The sequence below is a fragment of the Spirillospora sp. CA-142024 genome (genome assembly GCF_050942325.1).
GTDB lineage: Bacteria > Actinomycetota > Actinomycetes > Streptosporangiales > Streptosporangiaceae > Spirillospora.
Map to the genome: position 1 here is coordinate 8632161 of NZ_CP192077.1, position 15683 is coordinate 8647843.

The 15683-nt window shown below is 70.2% G+C and carries 16 protein-coding genes and 1 tRNA gene; 11 read left to right on the forward strand and 6 right to left on the reverse strand.

Translation table 11 applies throughout. From position 1 onward, the window contains the following. Positions 1-150 precede the first annotated feature (150 nt). The 5 genes from ACQPZP_RS40885 (at position 151) to ACQPZP_RS40905 (ending at position 2062) form a co-directional block, all read left to right on the forward strand. The gene (locus tag ACQPZP_RS40885; protein ID WP_433474970.1) at positions 151-510 is read left to right on the forward strand and encodes a hypothetical protein; all 360 of its coding nucleotides are present in this window, start codon (positions 151-153) and stop codon (positions 508-510) included. Next, positions 503-742, forward strand: a complete 240-nt coding sequence (locus ACQPZP_RS40890; RefSeq protein WP_433474971.1) for a hypothetical protein — start codon at positions 503-505, stop codon at positions 740-742. The genes ACQPZP_RS40885 and ACQPZP_RS40890 overlap by 8 nt, the downstream gene beginning before the upstream one ends. Further along, positions 739-1095: a hypothetical protein gene (locus tag ACQPZP_RS40895; protein ID WP_433474972.1), complete on the forward strand. Its 357-nt coding sequence runs from the start codon at positions 739-741 to the stop codon at positions 1093-1095. The genes ACQPZP_RS40890 and ACQPZP_RS40895 overlap by 4 nt, the downstream gene beginning before the upstream one ends. A 149-nt stretch (positions 1096-1244) precedes the next feature. Beyond that, entirely contained in the window at positions 1245-1595 is a 351-nt protein-coding gene (locus tag ACQPZP_RS40900; RefSeq protein WP_433474973.1) for a hypothetical protein, read from the forward strand. After that, positions 1592-2062 carry a hypothetical protein gene (locus ACQPZP_RS40905; protein ID WP_433474974.1) on the forward strand — a complete coding sequence of 157 codons (471 nt, stop codon included), beginning with the start codon at positions 1592-1594 and terminating at the stop codon, positions 2060-2062. The genes ACQPZP_RS40900 and ACQPZP_RS40905 overlap by 4 nt, the downstream gene beginning before the upstream one ends. Before the next feature lie 14 nt (positions 2063-2076). Here ACQPZP_RS40905 and ACQPZP_RS40910 read toward each other — a convergent pair whose 3' ends face one another. Together ACQPZP_RS40910 and ACQPZP_RS40915 are read right to left on the reverse strand one after the other, a co-directional pair. Further along, a complete protein-coding gene (locus tag ACQPZP_RS40910) occupies positions 2077-3582 on the reverse strand; it encodes a relaxase/mobilization nuclease domain-containing protein (RefSeq protein WP_433474975.1) in 1506 nt (501 codons plus the stop codon). An 11-nt stretch (positions 3583-3593) separates the two neighbouring features. After that, a complete protein-coding gene (locus tag ACQPZP_RS40915) occupies positions 3594-4037 on the reverse strand; it encodes a hypothetical protein (protein ID WP_433474976.1) in 444 nt (147 codons plus the stop codon). Between the two features lie 704 nt (positions 4038-4741). Between ACQPZP_RS40915 and ACQPZP_RS40920 the strand changes: the two genes are divergently transcribed. The 5 genes from ACQPZP_RS40920 to ACQPZP_RS40940 all read left to right on the forward strand — a co-directional run bounded on the left by ACQPZP_RS40920 (position 4742) and on the right by ACQPZP_RS40940 (position 10303). After that, positions 4742-6736 carry a DUF927 domain-containing protein gene (locus ACQPZP_RS40920; protein WP_433474977.1) on the forward strand — a complete coding sequence of 665 codons (1995 nt, stop codon included), beginning with the start codon at positions 4742-4744 and terminating at the stop codon, positions 6734-6736. A 344-nt stretch (positions 6737-7080) separates the two neighbouring features. Next, entirely contained in the window at positions 7081-8181 is a 1101-nt protein-coding gene (locus ACQPZP_RS40925) for a bifunctional DNA primase/polymerase (protein ID WP_433474978.1), read from the forward strand. Between the two features lie 90 nt (positions 8182-8271). After that, positions 8272-8496 carry a helix-turn-helix domain-containing protein gene (locus ACQPZP_RS40930; RefSeq protein ID WP_433474979.1) on the forward strand — a complete coding sequence of 75 codons (225 nt, stop codon included), beginning with the start codon at positions 8272-8274 and terminating at the stop codon, positions 8494-8496. Between the two features lie 8 nt (positions 8497-8504). Continuing rightward, positions 8505-9092, forward strand: coding sequence for a hypothetical protein (locus ACQPZP_RS40935; RefSeq protein ID WP_433474980.1), 588 nt, complete (start codon positions 8505-8507; stop codon positions 9090-9092). A gap of 122 nt (positions 9093-9214) precedes the next feature. Continuing rightward, complete coding sequence (locus ACQPZP_RS40940; protein ID WP_433474981.1) at positions 9215-10303, forward strand: tyrosine-type recombinase/integrase; 1089 nt, start codon at positions 9215-9217, stop codon at positions 10301-10303. Between the two features lie 65 nt (positions 10304-10368). Here ACQPZP_RS40940 and ACQPZP_RS40945 read toward each other — a convergent pair. From ACQPZP_RS40945 to ACQPZP_RS40955, 3 genes are all read right to left on the reverse strand, one after another. Continuing rightward, positions 10369-10444 (reverse strand) — tRNA-Thr (locus tag ACQPZP_RS40945). A gap of 65 nt (positions 10445-10509) precedes the next feature. Next, the gene (locus tag ACQPZP_RS40950) at positions 10510-11988 is read right to left on the reverse strand and encodes an alpha/beta hydrolase (protein ID WP_433474982.1); all 1479 of its coding nucleotides are present in this window, start codon (positions 11986-11988) and stop codon (positions 10510-10512) included. 91 nt (positions 11989-12079) lie between these two features. Then, entirely contained in the window at positions 12080-12772 is a 693-nt protein-coding gene (locus tag ACQPZP_RS40955) for a TetR/AcrR family transcriptional regulator (RefSeq protein ID WP_433474983.1), read from the reverse strand. A gap of 103 nt (positions 12773-12875) precedes the next feature. On the opposite strand from ACQPZP_RS40955, the gene ACQPZP_RS40960 reads away from it, so the two are divergent. Then, on the forward strand, positions 12876-14363 hold the full coding sequence (locus ACQPZP_RS40960; RefSeq protein ID WP_433474984.1) for an MDR family MFS transporter: 1488 nt from the start codon (positions 12876-12878) through the stop codon (positions 14361-14363). 671 nt (positions 14364-15034) lie between these two features. Here the strand turns inward: ACQPZP_RS40960 and ACQPZP_RS40965 are convergent. Further along, positions 15035-15640: a hypothetical protein gene (locus ACQPZP_RS40965; protein WP_433474985.1), complete on the reverse strand. Its 606-nt coding sequence runs from the start codon at positions 15638-15640 to the stop codon at positions 15035-15037. Positions 15641-15683: the final 43 nt, after the last annotated feature.

Below are 15683 nucleotides of genomic sequence, written 5' to 3' on the forward strand. Positions count from 1 at the left end.
AACCCGCCAACCCCCAGGTGCATCTGCGCGAAATCGCGACGCCTGGCAGATAGGGACTGATCCCGGTGCGGCGTCCTGGCGGCCCCGTTGCCCCGTGGCGGGGCCGCCTCACGCAACACCAGAACCACACCCAGAGAAACAGGGAGAACCATGGCCTTCAAACGGGTCAACTTCATGGAGGAGTCCACCGGCGTCAAGGTGGACGACCCGGCCGTCGTACGCGCGATGGAGGTCTACGACCGCCTCGACGACATCGAGCGCCGCAACGCCTACCGCTCCACGATCCAGGCGATGACCGCCTTCCGCCGCACCAGCGAGGGGAGGCACCTCACCGAGTTGGTCAGGAGCTACGAGGCGATGATCCGGATCGACGCCACCCCGGGTCTGCGGGAAAAGATCCGCGCTACCCGGAATGCCCCGCCGCCTGAGCCCGCAGACGATGCGGACATCGAAGCGCTGATCGCGCGGCTGCGCGGCCAGGAGCCCCAGGACGGGGGCCGGAATGCCTGACCTGAGAAACCGGATCGTCACCCCGTCCACCGACCCCGACCGGTGGACCGACGAGGAGAAGGACTTCTTCGACCGGGGCCTGTGCTCCTGGGATGTGGGTGTGCAGTACTTCGGGCAGACCGATCACCTGTGCGGCGCAAAGTCGAAGCCGGGCGCGTCGTTCGGGCACTGTGCCCACCACGAGGAAGTGCTGCTGGAGTGCCACTGGCCGGACGGGACCCCCCGCCGATGAGCGGCATGCGCTTCGACCTCGACGAACCGCTCATTCCCGACGACCACGCCCTGCACGGCCTGGTGGACATAGCGACCATGGCCGCCTTGGAGGAGGAGTGGAAGGCCGCGAAGGTCGACGAGTGGTGCGCCGTCGCCGGGCTCCGCCATGCCGCCGCCGGACTGCGCAGCGCCACCGGCCGCCCGAACGCCGCACCGATCGAATTCGTCCTGACCGACGCCGAGCACAAGGCCACCGACAGCCACCGGGTCCGGCGCGCCCTGACCGCCTACCAGCAGGCCGCAACCCTCTACGAAGGCGTGCACGCCCACCTCGCCGACCTCCGCAACCGCGCCACCGCCCCGGGCACCTGACCAGCCAACGGGCCTGACCAGCGCCAGAACCCGGACCAGCCACCCGCTGGTCCGGGTCTTCTTATGCCCGCCACGTCCCACCAGCCCCTGACGAGCCGCCGCAGCCTGCCGCGGCGCGCTCCGTCCCCCCGACTCAGGGAAGCACCGTCATGTCCAACCCGCAGAACTTTCCGCCCGTCGAGCAATGGCCGACGGTCACCCCGCCCGACTGCCCTCTGTGCCAGCGCCCCGCTGACGCGGTGTGGATCGGGCCCGCCACCTACCAGGACGGCACCGAGGTCAACGTCTGGCGCTGCCGCGCCTGCCGCCACGACTGGCACATCCCCACCCGTCACTGGCCGGTCCTGAACGGCCCCGACTGCCCGTACTGCCTCACCAAGGACACCTGCTGGGCCGCACACGCCCCCGACGTCCCCGGCGACCTGTGGACCTGCGACAACGGCCATGAGTTCGTCCTCACCCCGGAGGGGCTGATCATCCTCCCTGAGGAGGCGGGATGAACTCCCCCCTCCCGGTCGCCCCTCCCGGTCGCCCCGCCGAGAGGCGCCACGACGGCAGTCCTCTCCCGCCGGTGTGCCTGGCCTGCGACCCTGCGCTGGTCATGCTCGGCTGTGACGCCGCGCTGACGGTCCTGGCCGGGCACTGCCCCGACCCGTTCCCACTGTGCCGTGCCTGCCGGCGGGTGGGCGTGATCTATCTGCTGCACTTCACCCAGCCCTACAAGCACGCCCGGCACTACCTCGGCTGGACCCGTGACCTGCCCGGCCGCCTGGCCGCCCACCACATCGGCACCGGCGCCCGGCTGCTGCAGGTCGTCGCCGACGCCGGGATCGAATGGCGCCTGGCCCGCCTATGGCCCGGCGACCGGCACCGTGAACGCGCCATCAAACGCCAGGGCGGTGCCTCCCGCGCGTGCCCCATGTGCGGAGTTCATCCCCGCGTCGCCCGCGCCACCCAGAACGCCTGACCGGCCATGCCCGATCACCGCCCGGGCGCGGATGGCCGGTGGGGCCCAGCGCGCCGAGGCGGCCGATCCAGCCAGGGCGACGGCTGCGCCGGGCGGCGGCGTGGTCCCGGCGTCGGCCCGGAGAATTCGGCTCGAAGGACCTGCCGCAGCTGACCGGGATCCTGGCCGTCGCAACCGTGCGGGCCGGCCTGCCCCCCGGCGGCGAGCCGCTGAAGATGGCGGGCCCCCGCTTGCGCGGCGGCGGCCTGCGCCTCCCGGTGTTGGGCGTGACGCAACCTCGCCACGGCGTCAGCCAGCTGCATCAGGCTGCCGAGCAGCCGCAGCCACGCGGCGTTGTCTCGCTGCTGTGGCCCGGCGGCGGCCAGCAGGCGCGCCGCGCGCCGGAGCCGCACCCCGGCCGTAGAAGGCGGCGGGACCCGTGCGTACGGGCGGCGGGCAGCTCGGTCATACAGGTCAGCCGCCTGCCGTAGCCGGGCGTTTGGGTGGATGGTGGCGGCGATCTGCAGCAGGTCTCCGGCGGCCCAGGCGATGTCATCGCCGCTGTTCAAGCTTGTCCCGTTGTCGGTGAGGATCTGGCGCAGATGGTCGGTGGCGTGTCCGGTAGCTCGATGTGCGCGCGCTGCGGCTGTGTCCGGTCGCGTGCTGCCTAGGAAGACGCTGCCAGGCTGGAGCGGGCCGGTCGTGGGCGCCTGCCAGCGGCATCGGAGTTTGGGCAGTGACAGGTCGCTGGCCAGCTTCCCGCCGCCGAACCACACCGGCTCTCCGGCGGCGTTGCGGTGGCCGGAGAGCGCGACCGCGTACCCAGTGACCTGTCCGGGATCGCGCTCGCTGCGCCGCAACCGCACCCGGATCCCCTCTTCTGCGAGGGCTGCGAAAAATCCGGCTTCATCTTCCGCCGCGGCCGCGGCGGCGGCGACCGTGTTCCGCAGCCGGATGCGCGGCGGAACACGGACCCCGCGGCGGCGGGCCAGTTCGATCTCGGCGCGGGTGGGCCGCAGCGCCGCGGTGCGGTCTCCGGGCCCGACGATCCGCAGCCCATAGGCGTGCTCGATGTCGGAGCGGGCGGCCTGCAGCCGGTAGCGGCTGCGCCACAGGGAGATCCGGCCGCCGTCCTGCCGGGCCAGCGTGGCCACCAGGTGCACGTGGTCGTCGGCGTGCCGCACCGCCACCCACCGCACCGCCGCATCGGCTTCCCCTGCCGGCGCGAGCCCGACCCGGTCCATGATGGTTTCAGCGATCGCCGCCCACTGCGCATCGGACAGGATCGGGTCCTGCGGCGCGGCGCGGGCGATGCAGTGCCACACCGGATCGGTCGGAACCTCACCCGGCCGAGCGTGCACCGGGGCCATCAGCACCCCGGCCAGATGCCGCACGCTCCGCCGTCCCTGCGGACCGCGTTCCGGTTCCAGGAACGCCGTGTCAGTGAATCCGGCGACCAGATGCGGATTGACATGCTCGCCGGAACGGCCCGGCCCGTACAGGTAGGACAGCAGCCGCGTCGTCCCCTTGCCGCGCCCCAACTCCCGGATGATCAACGGAGCGTTCCGCGGAGCATCCGGGCGATCCGTTCCGTCGCGCGGTCCAGTCTCCGCACGATCCGGATGCTCTCCGCCGCGCTCTGCTGCATTCCGTCCGGCGCGACGCCAGTGGTGTTGAAGGCGCGGACGGCCTGGTTGAGGTTGATCCCGATCCGGCGTGCCTGGGTCTGGGCATCCAGCACCTCCTGCAGGGCGCGCTGCACCGTCTCACCCACCGGCGCCGTCTGGCAGCGGGCCACGGCCAGCACAGCCTCGGCCGCGAATCGCGCCGGCGTGATCCGCCGTGCGACCGCCGCCGCCCGCACCTCAGCCCATTCGGCCTCGCTCAGGGTCAATTTCATCTGCCGGGCCCGACGCACTTGCCCGCGCCGCCGATGCCGCAGCCGTGGCCGTTCCCCGTCCACCGCCCCCGCCATTCCAATGCCTGCATCGACCATCAGGTAACCTGATCTCCTTTTTTGCTGGGACCGCGCTCGGTCCCCGGCCCGGGGAGCCCTGCTAAGGCACGAGTTTCGCCGACCGTACCCCCCTTGTCCAGGCATAGAAGGACCACTCGGCCCATCTTGCCCGCCACCTTCCGCCCTGCACAGTCCGCCCCGTAGGCGCCCACAGCGAATGCCCGGAAGCGTGACCACAAGCATTTTCCTCAGGCAAATCTCAAATCGACACATCGGCTGACACTTCCACTGACAAAGCTAGGCGTAGAGTCCCTCTTCAAAACAGCCTCAAGAGAGGAATCGGCGATGCGGCGAATCAGAGCTTCCCCTGCCGGGACCACTGGAATTCGGGCGCCGGCATCCGGCCGCGCCGCAGCTCCGCCATCCAACGACTCGCCGCGCAAGACGTCGCCGGCGCCCACGTTCCGGCGGACATCGGGGCGCCTGACTAGCCGGGGAGGGCGGAACGACACCGCTGCAAGACCCCACGACAACGCGAAGGCCCTGGTGTAGGGGCCAGGGCCTTCGTCAACACACATACTCGACATCGAGGGTCGCATATGGACGCACGCCAGGACAACGACGCCGACCCTGATCAGCCGCACCACGACGAGCCGAACCAAGCCAGCGGATCAGTCGATGGACCTGACTCTGCCGATACCACCACGCCGGGGCAGCGTCGCCCGCCCAAGCGGGACCGCGCCTTGGCTCTGGTCACCGACCGGTCCGAGCTGCGCCGGGCCGAGCAGGGATGGCCGTACGTGCGGCTGAGCAGTCGGGTCTTCCGGTTCGACCGGTCCGGCCGGGCCTCACTGGCTGCCGAGATCCGGTACCAGTGGCGCGGTACCCAGGAGGATCCTCCGCCGGATGACCGCACCCTCCGCAGCGTCGTGGCCGACCTGCAGCGCATAGCGGAGGAGGCCGAACTAGACGACCCCGCCGCAACCGCGTGGCTGACCGAACGAGGCATCCCTACCAGTGCACCAGCGGGCCAGGCCGCCGACCGCGGCCTGTCGTCGCTCACCGCGCTGCCAGGTTGCCCGCTGCCAGCGGGCTACCAGATCCCCGAGCCCTACACAGTCGCGCCCGACGCGGTCTGGCTGCACACCACCCACGGCGGCGCCGAACGCGTCGCCTGGGCCGCGCTGACCGTGCTGCGGGTGTTCATCGATCCCGAAGGAGCACAGATGAGCGAACTGTCCTGGCTGGACCGCGGCCGCTGGCGCAGCCACATCGTGCCGCGCTCGGTCGCCAAGTCCGGCCGCCAGCTCGTCAAGCAGCTCGGTGACCTCGGCCTGCCGGCCACCGAAGCCGACGCCAAGGCCGCCGAACGCTGGCTGGCCGCCGTCGAGGTCGCCAACCAGGAGGTGATCCCCGAGGTGAAGATCGCACGGCATCTGGGCTGGCAGCGCGACGGCGCCTTCGTCATCGCCGATGGCCACCCCTACCAGCTACAAGGCGTCGACCCCCAGATGACCCGGCCCCTGGAGGCGCACCGGCAGCGCGGCACCCTCTCCGGCTGGCAGACCGCAGTGAAGATCGCCGAGAAGTACCCGACCGTCGCCGTCGGGGTATACGCCGGCCTCGCCGCCCCCCTGCTGCAGGTGCTTGGGGTGTCGTCGTTCACGGTCAACTGGGGCGGCCGCTCCACCGGCGGCAAAACCACCGCCGCCCAAGGCGGCCTGTCAGCCTGGTGCGACCCCGACGACGCCGGCGCCGCCGTCACATCCTGGGCCACCACCGCCACCTACTACCAAGCCCGCCTCGGCCTGGCAGGCAACGGAATCCCGATCCTGCTCGACGACACCCAGACCGCCAAGAACCCCGAGTTCGTCTCCGCCGCGCTCTACCAGATCACCCAGAACCAGGGGAAAGGCCGGATGGGGGACTGGAAGACCTACCGGTGGCGCACCATCGTGCTGTCCACCGGTGAACGCTCCGCCCTGTCGTTCGCCACCCACCAGGGCATCAGCGCTCGCGTCCTGGATCTGCAAGGCTCCCCGTTCGGCCGCTCCCCTGACTCCGGCAGCGACGCCCAAACCTTCCGGCAGGGACTGCTGGACAACTACGGGCACGCCGGGCCCGCGTTCATCGAACGGTTGCGCGCCGAGCTCGACGAGCACGGCACCACCCGGTTGGAAGAACGCCACGGCGAACTCACCGAACTGCACCGACACGGCGCCTCCGACCTGGCCCGCCGGCGCGCCCCGCTGGTCGCGGTCCTGCGGCTCGCCGCCGAACTGGCCGACGCCTGGAGCATCGTCCCCTTCCCGCCGCCCCCACCCGAGGTGTGGTCGAGCCTGTTCGCCGCCAACGACCCCCGCGACAACCGCGCGGAGATGGCTCTGGACGTCGTCCGCGAGTACGTCGCGGTCAATGCCGACAAGCTGTGGACCCCGCACAACGACCGCGCCCCCGCCTCCGGCTGGATCGGCGTGGACACCAAAGTCGGTGACGACCTGGCGGCCGTCGCGCTTGTGCCCGAGAAGCTACGCGAGGCCCTCGACCGCGCCGGCTACGAACTGGACGCCGTCCGCCAGGGCTGGCTGGAAATGAGGGCGCTGCACATGCAGGAGAGCCAGCGGCCCCAGTACCTGATCAAGCGGAGCATCGACGGCCGCCAAACCAAGTGCTACGTCTTCACCGGCGCAGCCATGGGCCACGACAACTATGCCGACGACGGCGGGAATGCCGAGTGAGTCCCCCCATGCGCGCACGAAGACCACCGAGCCTGCGTACCTGCGTACCGATCATGAAAATGATCAATGCTCATACAGGTCAGAGCACCTATCGGGACTGTACGCAGCACGGTACGCAAACAGTACGCACCTACTGCAACTGCGTACCGGCCGCCCTCGGGAGTCCGGACGGTACGCAGTTGTGCGTACCCGTGTCTCCGCAGGCCAGCTCGCGTTTCAGGGCGGTACGCACCTAGCCGAAACACACCCCCCTCAAAACGCGTGGGGGTGGGGGATGTCTCGTTCCTCCACCCCCGGCAAGCCGTCCGCCGAGACATCCCCACCCCCTTCGGGACGGAGTCGTCATGCCCAGCACCGCTCCAACCGCCACTGCCTCACCGGTCAGCCTCGCCCTGGATCTGGCCGCGGCCGGCTGGCACGTGTTCCCCCTCACCCCCCGCGACAAGCGGCCCCTGGCCAACTGCCTCGACTGCCGCGACAACCCCGATTGCCCCGCCGACGAGTACACCCGATGCCGATGCATCGGCGGCGGGCAGTGGTGCCACGGCGTCCGCGCCGCCACCACCGACCCCGGCCGCATCACCACCTGGTGGCGTCGCGTGCCTGCCGCGATCCCCGCCGTCGCCGCCGGGCCGTCCGGCCTGGTCCTGATCGACCTCGACCACCACACCGACCAGCCGCCCGCCGATCCCGCCGCTCGGCTGCTGCCCGGCCTCACCCTCACCGAAAACCAGATCCCCGGTGGCTTCGCCGCGGTCCGCGACGGCGCCGACGTGCTGCGGCTGCTCGCCCGCCTGCGCGGCGGCCCGAACCCCTGGCCCGCCGACCCCGCGTACCAGCCCGTCTCCGTTGCCACCCCGTCCGGCGGCCGCCACCTCTGGTACCGCGCGCCAGCCATCCCCACAGACAAAACAAACCACCGGCGGCTACGCCAGGCCCTGGGCGAACTCGGCTGGCAGATCGACATCAAAGCCGCCTGGAGCTACGGCATCGCACCCGGTGCCACCACCCGTGCCGGCACATACACCATCCGCGCCGGAGCCCTGGCCACCGTCGGTCAGATGCCCGGCTGGCTCACCCGCGAAGTCCTTCGCGTGACCGCACCCCGCCGCGAACCGCCACCTCCGCCGTCCCGCCCCGCGGGGCAGGACCGGGGACGGGCCGTCGCGTATCTGCACGCCGTCATCGAGGACGGCGCCGCCGAGCTGGCGCCGCTCACTGACGGCCGCAAGGCCGCCCTGTCCGCCCTGGCGTACAAGACCGGCGGTCTCCTCGCCTGGGCTGGCCAGTCGCGCACCGACGTCCAGGACCGGCTTGTCCAAGCCGGCATTGCCAGTGGGCTGCCCGAACGACTCGCCCGCCGCATCGTCCACCGCGCGCTGACCAACGGCCTCGCCCGGCCGCTCCCCGCGCCCCACGACCGACACACCAGCACCACACCCTGACTCCCCGAAGACGTGGACGGCCCCGGCGGTGAACCACCACGAACACCGCGCCGGGGCCGCCACCTCCCGAGAAGAGAGGCACCGCCCATCATGAACGCCGCCAACACCAAGCCGCAGCTTCAGCAGAAGATCCTTTACCGGGTGACCGAAGCCATGGCCCTGCTGTCCCTGAGCCGCAGCGTCATCTACGAGGAGATCCGCAGCGGCCGCCTCCGCAGCGTGACCCGCGGCCGGACCCGTCTCGTCCCCGCCACCGCCCTCACCGAGTACGCCCAGCTCCTGGAGCGCGAGGCCGACAACGAGGGGGTCGCGTGATGACTGGCATGCCCGTTCCCTTCACCGTCGACCACGCCTACGACCGCGCACGGGCCAGCGATGGCGTGAGCCGCTACGGTCACTACCTCCGCGAGGCGGTCGCCGCCGACCACGGCCTCGTCTGGGGCTTCGAGGACGAGACCGACCGCCAGCATGCCTTCGCCGCGCTGGCCTGGCGGACCGCCACCGGTCCGGTGATGGCACCGGGCTACGTCCGCTACCACCACCTGATCCTGGGCGCCGAGGTGTACCGGTCGAGCTGGGACGGCGCCCTCCTGGCGTCGGTCCAGTTGGCCACATCGCCGCCGGCGGGCCTGGCCCGGATGCGCCAGTGGGCCGACTGGCCGACCGAGCTGCGCGGCGAACACTACGTCCCCGTCGGCCCGTACGAGCAGCAGATCGGCCATCGCTCCGATTACCAGACCGGGTACGCGCTCACCACCGTGAGCCTCGAGTTCGGCCTCCACGACGTGATGCTGCCGCCGCCGCCGGCCACGCCGACCTCACGCGGCGCCGTCTACGTCGGCAGGGACACGATTGAGGCCCTGGTTGAAGCGCTCAACATCGTCGTCGCCCCCATCCTGGACGTCTCGTGACCCCCGAGGCCAGCACACCAGCAGGGCCGGAGGAGAAGGGGAAACCCGGGAACCGCCGTCCCCAGGGGGACGGCGGCCTGCGTTGGAGTGAGAGTCGTCAGCGGTGGATCGCGGAGATCACCGTGGGGTACACGCCCGCGGGCAAGCGCATCGTCCGGTCGGCCAGCGACCGGAACAAACGCAAGGCGCTCAAGAAGCTCCACGAGAAGCTGCGGGACCGTGACGACGGTCTACCAAGCGAAGACACGAAGTACCGCGTCCGAGACGCCGTCGAGGACTGGCTGGAGTATGGCCTGGCTAACCGGGACGAGGAGACGCGCGTCAAGTGCCGGAGCCTGACCAACAACCACATCATCCCGGACCTGGGTGCGCGGAAGCTGCGTGAGCTGTCGGCCGACGATGTCGACGCGTGGCTCGCCCGCAAGGCCAAGAAACTGAGCACCGACACCCTCCGACAGCTGCGGTCGATCCTCAAACGGGCGGTGGCGCGAGCCCAGGCCCGCGACAAGGTGAAGCGGAACGTCGTCCTGCTGTGCGAGGTACCGCGCGGACAAGACGGCCGCCCGTCCAAGTCGCTTACACTTGCCCAGGCGTTCGCCGTGCTCGCGGCGGCCGAGGGCACCGCGATGTACGCCTACATCGTGCTGTCCCTGCTGATCGGCGCTCGCACGGAGGAACTGCGCGCGCTCACCTGGGCGCACGTGGACCTGGACGGGTGTCCGGACGCCCAGCCGCCGGTTCCCCCGCACATCCGTGTCTGGCGCTCGGTGCGAGCCGGTGGGAAGACCAAGACCAAGAAGTCCCGGCGCACACTGGCCCTACCGAAACGGTGCGTGGACGCCCTCCGCCTCCAGCGCGAGTTGCAGGACGAGCAACGCGCGGCGGCCGGAAAGGCGTGGCAGGAGCACGACCTGGTCTTCGCCTCCACCGTGGGCACCAAGCGGAACGCCAACAACGTCCTGCGGTCCTTCCGGGCCATCCTGGCCAAAACCGACCTCGATCCGGACGAGTGGACGCCGCGCGAGCTGCGCCACAGCTTCGTGTCGGTGCTGTCGGACGCTGGCGTCCCGATCGAGGACATCTCCCGGCTGGCCGGTCACAAGAGCACGGAGGTCACGGAGACGGTGTATTGGCACCAGATCCGGCCCGCGTTGCTGGCCGGAGCGGAGGCGATGGACGATGTGTTCCCCGCCCAGACCGAGGACGACTAGTCAGGCAATATGTCAGGCAGTCGTTAGCAAGGGCCCGTTCCGATCTTCGGAACGGGCCCTTGACCTGGAGCCGCCTATCGGAATCGAACCGATGACCTATTCATTACGAGTGAATCGCTCTGCCGACTGAGCTAAGGCGGCGTGCCGTGCGGGGCACGGCGGGAAGCAGTCTACCGGGTCTTCGGGGGTGGGTGCGCCCTGGTTATTCAGCGGCAGGTGGTCCCGTCCTTGGGCGGGTTGGCCGTGGTCAGGTAGTCGTCGGTCGCCTTGGTGATGCACGAGTTGCCCTGCAGGTAGGCGGTGTGCCCGTCGCCGTCGAAGGTGAGGAGGACGCCGCTGGAGAGCTGGCCGGCGAGGCTCTGCGCCCACTTGTACGGCGTGGCGGGGTCGCGGATGGTTCCGATGACGACGATGGGAGCGGCGCCCTTGGCGGTGATTGGCTTCGGCTCCTGTTTGGTCTGGACGGGCCAGTAGACGCATGGGAGGCCACCCCAGACAACGAAGGTGCCGAATCGGGGAGCGACCTTCTTGGCTTCGGTGGCGGCCTTGCCGTAGGTGGCGAGGTTCGGGGGGTTGGGTTTGTCGACGCAGTTGACGGCCATGTTGGCGTCGGTCTGGTTGCTGTATGAGCCGTTGGCCTTGCGCTCGACCATCTCGTCCGCGAGGGCTAGGAGGTAGGTGCCGTCGGACTTCTCCATCGCCTGGATGAGGGACTGGCGCAGGACGGGCCAGTACTGCTTGACGTACAGGGCCCTGGCGATGCCCATCACGGCCAGGGATTCGGTGACCTTGCGGGAGTCGCGGGTGTTGGAGAGGGGCTTCTTGTCCGTGGCGGTGAGGAACGATGCGATCTTGTTGATGACCGCGTCCGCCGTGGTGCCGAAGGGGCAGCCGCCCGACTTCACACAGTCGTCGGCGAAAGCGCGGAGGGCGGTCTCGAAGCCCTTCGCCTGCTCGATCAGCAGTTCGGTGGACGAGAGTTTGGGATCGACGGCGCCGTCCAGGACGAAGGCACGGATGTTCTTGGGGAACTGTTCGGCGTAGGAGGCGCCCAGGTAGGTGCCGTAGGAGGCGCCGTAGTAGGTGAGCTTGCTGTCGCCCAGGGCCGCGCGCAGGACGTCCATGTCGCGGGCGGCGTCGGCGGTCCCGACATGGGGGAGTTCCGATCCGGCCTTGGTCTTGCAGCGCTCGGCGAACGCCTTGCTTTCGCCGCCGAGTGTGCTGGTCTCCTTCTGGTCGTCTGGGGAGGCGTCGGTGGCGAAGAACTCGTCCAGCTGGGGGCCGGTGTTGCAGCGAAGGGGGTCACTAGCCGCCACACCGCGCGGGTCGAAGCCGACGATGTCGAAGCGGCGGCGAAGTTCGTCCCCGAAGCCACTGGCTGACTGCTTGATGAAGTCGACACCGGAACCGCCGGGGCCGCCGGGATTCGTGAGCAGCGAACCGATCCGGGCGGACTTGTCCTCGGCAGGGAGCCGGACGACCGAGATGCCGACCTTTTCGCCCGACGGCTTGGAGTAGTCCAGCGGAACCTGGACGGTTGCGCACTCGAAACCGCCCCCGCAGTCCTTCCAGGAAGGTTTCTGGCTGTAGAAGGACGCAAGGCCCGCAGGTGCCGGCGACGACGCCTCTCCCTTGTGGGCGCCATCGCAACCGGTGGCCGTCGCCAGTGCCAGCACGGCGGCCACGCTGATGAACCTCGTTGCCCGCACCTGGTCCCCGTCTCGTCGTAGCGGCACGTACGCCGTCGCCTACGCTACGTCGGCACGGTGCCTGAGGCTACTTCCGTCGGTATTCGTGTTCGATGCCGTCGAGCAGCCAGTTGAGCCCCTGCTCGAAAGTGTCACGACGGTGGAGGGCCTTATCCAAGAAGGGTTTGAGGTGGGGAAGCTCACCGCGCTCCAAGAGGCGCCGGACGTAGTCCTGCTCCAAGGGGCTCGTGTTGGCGCCCCGCAGACCGTCCTCACCGAGATGCCGCTCCATCGTGATGAAGCCCAACATGTAGTGGTCGATCGTCTTGACGATCGCCAGCATGCTCTCCGGGTCGTCGGTGAGCCGGCCGGCCGCCGCCAGGGACTGCTCGAAATGACGCAGCCCGTTAGGCCCCATGCGCGGTGAGCGCCCGGCGAGTTCCAGCATCCACGGGTGCCTGAGGCCCGCCTGGCGCTCCCCGTCGGCGATCTCGAACAGCGCCTCCCGCCAGGTGTCCGGCAGTTCGCCTTTGACCAGCACCTCCGCTGCGACCTCGTCGTACATGAGGTCGAGGAGGTCTTCCTTCGCGTCGATGTGCGTGTAGAGGCTCATCGCGCGGACGCCCAGATCTCCGGCGATGCGGCGGATGGACACCGCGTCCAGGCCCTCGGCGTCGGCCACCTTGATCGCCGTCTCGACGATCGCCTCCCGCGTCAGTTTCGGGCGCCGCCCGCCGCGCGGACGCGTCCACACATCGCCTGACCTTGGTGTTTCCGTCACAACTGGATCGTACGCGATACGGCGTATCGATACGGTGTACGGATTCACGGATACGGTGTATGGTGTGACCGATACAGCGTACGGAAACCGAGGGGGCGCCCGGATGACCACCACAGGAACCGCACCGCCGACGCGCGGGGAGGGGATCGACCCGCGCCTGCGCAACCTCGCGGTCGTCGTGGTGCTCGGCGCGATCATGACCGTGCTCGACAGCACCATCGTCAACGTCGCGATCACGTCCCTCGGCCAGGACTTCGGGACCTCGCTCTCGACCATCCAGTGGGTCGTGACCGGCTACACACTCGCCCTGTCGATGGCGATTCCGATGACCGCGTGGTCGGTGCGGCGGTTCGGCACCCGGACGATGTGGCTCGTCTCGCTCGCACTGTTCATCAGCGGGTCGCTGCTGTGCGGGCTCGCGTGGTCGGTGCCCGCGCTGATCGCGTTCCGCGTCCTGCAAGGGCTCGGCGGCGGGATGCTGATGCCCGTCGGGCAGACCATGCTCGTCCAGGAGGCCGGCCCCGACCGGATGGGGCGGGTGATGAGCATCATCTCGGTGCCCGCGATGCTCGCGCCGGTTCTCGGCCCGCTGCTCGGCGGCGTGATCGTCGACAATCTGAGCTGGCGCTGGATGTTCTTCGTCAACGTCCCGTTCTGCGCGGTGGCGCTGCTGGCCGCGCTGCGGATGCTGCCGCGCGACGGCGAGCGCAGCGCGGACGCCCGGCTGGACGTGGTCGGGATGCTGCTGCTCTCCCCCGGTCTGGCCGCTCTCGTGTACGCCCTGTCGGCGGCCGGGAACGGGGAGAGCCTGACGGGCGGACGTTTCCTCTCCGCGGCGATCGCTGGTGGCGTCCTCGTCGTGGCGTTCGCCGTGCACGCGTTCCGCAAGGGCGACGACGCGCTCATCGCGCTACGCCGTCTCGGCACTCGGGCCTTCACCGCCGCGACCGGCGGGTTCTTCCTCTACAGCGCCGCGGTGTTCGGGGTCATGATCCTCATCCCGCTGTTCGCGGGCATCGTGCGGGGGGAGTCCGCCCTGGACGCGGGCTGGCTGCTCGCTCCGATGGGGATCGGCGCGATGATCACCATGGCGGTGTCGGGGCGGCTGGCCGACCATTTCGGCGGACGCTGGTTCGCCATCGGCGGCATCCTCTGCGTGCTCGCCGGAACCGTCGCCCTCACCGCTCTCTCCCCGGACACCGGGCGCGGCCTGATCATGGGCGCGATGTTCGTCATCGGGCTCGGCCACGGCATGATCGCCCCGTGCCTGATGGCGATGGTCTACCAAGGTCTGCCCCGGGAGGCGGTACCCGGGGCCACCACCGGAGCGAACATCCTGATCCGCGTCGGCAGTTCCTTCGGCACGGCGCTGACGGCGGTCGTCCTGCAGATCGGAATTCGCGACGAGATCCCCGGCGCGTCCGGCAACCTGGACGAGGCCGCCGCCCACCGCACGGCGGACACGCCGGCTCTCTTGACGAATGCCTTCACCGAAACCTTCTGGTGGGCGGCGGCGATCCTGCTCCTCTGCTTGATCCCGATCCTTGCCGTCCCCCGCAGACCGAAGCAGACCCCGCTCACCAAGCCGTGAGATGTGCACCCGGGGAGACCGCCCATCCTCGGGGAGGACCGCCACAAGACTGACGGTCAGCGACGTGGTCTGTCCCGTCTGCGGCGTGGTCTGCCCCGTCCGCAGCGTGGGCCTGTCCCGTCCGCGGCGCGGCGCGGGTCTGCCGCATCCGCGGCGCGGGCAGCCGGCGCTTCTGTCAGGAGGCCGGGGGTGCGCCTTGTTGCGTGGCGCCCCCGGGCGGGCCGCCTTGGCCACCGCCGGTCCCGCGCTGCGGGGCGAGGGAGGCGCACGCCTGCATCGCCTTCTGCTCGGCCGCCGATCTCGTCGGCCGACCGGACGGAGCACCCGTCGGACGGCCGGTCGGCCTTCCGCTCGGACGCGCGGTCGAAGTGCCATTCGGACGCCCGGTCGGGGCCCCGCTCGGACGGCCGGTCGGGCGGCCGGACGGTGGCGCACCACCGCCGGGGCCGTTGCCACCCTCCGGCATCTTGACGCCCTGCTTCTCCAGGCAGGCACGAAACGACGCCATCGGGTCGGCGCCGGCTGCCCTACCGGAACCCGAGTCCGCCTTGTCGCCGCCGCCACACGCTGTGCTCAGCAACAGCACACCGCCGACGGCCAAGGCGCCGAATATCCGGCGTGCGTTCGCGTTGTTGATCGCCATGGTTCTCCTTGTTCGGTGTTGGGCCCTGTCAGCGGGCCGAGCCCTCGGTGACGGCGGACGCGGTGACCGTGCCGTCCGTGCCCGTGGAGCCGCGCACGACGACGGTCGAGCCCTTGCCGAGGTCCTGCAGCTCGCCGTCCTTGGTGATGCGGACCTTGGTCGTGCCGCTCGTCTTGACCTTTACGGTCTTGCCGGACGATGTGCGCAGGTAGAGGGTGTCGCCGACGATCTTGGTGACGGTTCCAACGGTCCCCGTTCCGCCGCCGCCCGGTGCGGCTCCTTGGCCGCCTCCGGGCATCGCTCCGCCGGGTTGGCCGCCGAAGCCGGGCGCCGCTCCGCCGTAGCCCGGCGCGCCGCCGTAGCCGGATCTGGCACGTCCGCCTTCAGGCCCGGCCGCCAGCCCTCCAGCGCCGGACGGACGTGAGCCGTCCGACGACCACTTCTGTGCCTGGACACCGCCGAGGAACCCGGCGACCAGCACGATTCCCGCCGCGAGGTAGAGCGTCGGCCCTGGCAGCGACCGCCGCTGCGGCCGTGCCGCCAACTCGGCGTCAAGATCTTCATCGAACGGCGAACTTGCCAGCAGCTCGGCATCCGTCGCCGACCCGTCCGCCCTCCCCTGCACTCCCGCCATGCCTTGTGCCCCCGGCGAACCCTCCGCTCCGGCCGTACCTTGC

Coding starts and splice junctions, on each gene's coding strand:
- ACQPZP_RS40885 (WP_433474970.1), top strand. CDS start 151: ATGGCCTTCAAACGGGTCAACTTCATGGAGGAGTCCACCGGCGTCAAG.
- ACQPZP_RS40890 (WP_433474971.1), top strand. CDS start 503: ATGCCTGACCTGAGAAACCGGATCGTCACCCCGTCCACCGACCCCGAC.
- ACQPZP_RS40895 (WP_433474972.1), top strand. CDS start 739: ATGAGCGGCATGCGCTTCGACCTCGACGAACCGCTCATTCCCGACGAC.
- ACQPZP_RS40900 (WP_433474973.1), top strand. CDS start 1,245: ATGTCCAACCCGCAGAACTTTCCGCCCGTCGAGCAATGGCCGACGGTC.
- ACQPZP_RS40905 (WP_433474974.1), top strand. CDS start 1,592: ATGAACTCCCCCCTCCCGGTCGCCCCTCCCGGTCGCCCCGCCGAGAGG.
- ACQPZP_RS40915 (WP_433474976.1), bottom strand. CDS start 4,037: ATGGTCGATGCAGGCATTGGAATGGCGGGGGCGGTGGACGGGGAACGG.
- ACQPZP_RS40925 (WP_433474978.1), top strand. CDS start 7,081: ATGCCCAGCACCGCTCCAACCGCCACTGCCTCACCGGTCAGCCTCGCC.
- ACQPZP_RS40930 (WP_433474979.1), top strand. CDS start 8,272: ATGAACGCCGCCAACACCAAGCCGCAGCTTCAGCAGAAGATCCTTTAC.
- ACQPZP_RS40935 (WP_433474980.1), top strand. CDS start 8,505: ATGCCCGTTCCCTTCACCGTCGACCACGCCTACGACCGCGCACGGGCC.
- ACQPZP_RS40960 (WP_433474984.1), top strand. CDS start 12,876: ATGACCACCACAGGAACCGCACCGCCGACGCGCGGGGAGGGGATCGAC.
- ACQPZP_RS40965 (WP_433474985.1), bottom strand. CDS start 15,640: ATGGCGGGAGTGCAGGGGAGGGCGGACGGGTCGGCGACGGATGCCGAG.